The sequence below is a fragment of the Gluconacetobacter tumulisoli genome (genome assembly GCF_014174155.1).
In the GTDB taxonomy this organism is placed as follows: domain Bacteria; phylum Pseudomonadota; class Alphaproteobacteria; order Acetobacterales; family Acetobacteraceae; genus Gluconacetobacter; species Gluconacetobacter tumulisoli.
This window is the reverse complement of sequence record NZ_JABEQM010000049.1, coordinates 1-540: the sequence shown is the minus strand read 5'-3', so window position 1 is coordinate 540 and position 540 is coordinate 1. Positions and strand designations below refer to the sequence as shown.

The 540-nt window shown below is 63.5% G+C and carries 1 pseudogene; it reads right to left on the bottom strand.

The annotated features are described in order from the left end of the window. Nucleotides 1-539 (bottom strand): annotated as a pseudogene (locus HLH28_RS17870) (metallophosphoesterase); the annotation flags it as partial. Between the last annotated feature and the right edge of the window lies 1 nt (nucleotide 540).

The following is a 540-nucleotide window of genomic DNA, read 5'->3' as shown; positions in this document are numbered from 1 at the left end:
CGCATGTCTACCGAGCCGTCGATGAAATCGCCCGTCACGACGATCAGATCGGCTTCGGCGGCGTTGGCCCGTGTTACCATCGCCTGGCTCCAGGCCGTCGGGAAAAGCTTGCTGACATGCAGGTCGCTCAACTGCAGCAGCCGATAGCCTTCGAATGATGGCGGCAGCCCAGCGATCCTGACCGTCACGTCCCTGATCGGGGGCACCCGCAACGCGTTGGCGACGCCGACGGCCGCGAGCAGGCCGGCCAGGCCGCCAGCCGTTTCACGGGCGCCGTCGGGAATATGAACCGGCCGCCATCGCACCAGTGCCGTCATCAGGGCGACGAGATCGAGCGCGATCTGGAACAGGGCCAGAAACAGGATGGCCCCGAAGGCCCAGTTGAACAAAATGACAAGGGGGCGGGGAAACTCGGGCGCGAATACGGAGCCCGAGGAAAGCCGGGACCAGAAATGATATTGCGAGGCCACAAGCAGCAAAATGGCCGCCGGCACTTTCAGCCATAAGGGAAGGGTCAGCGGCCATAGCCAGTTCAGGATA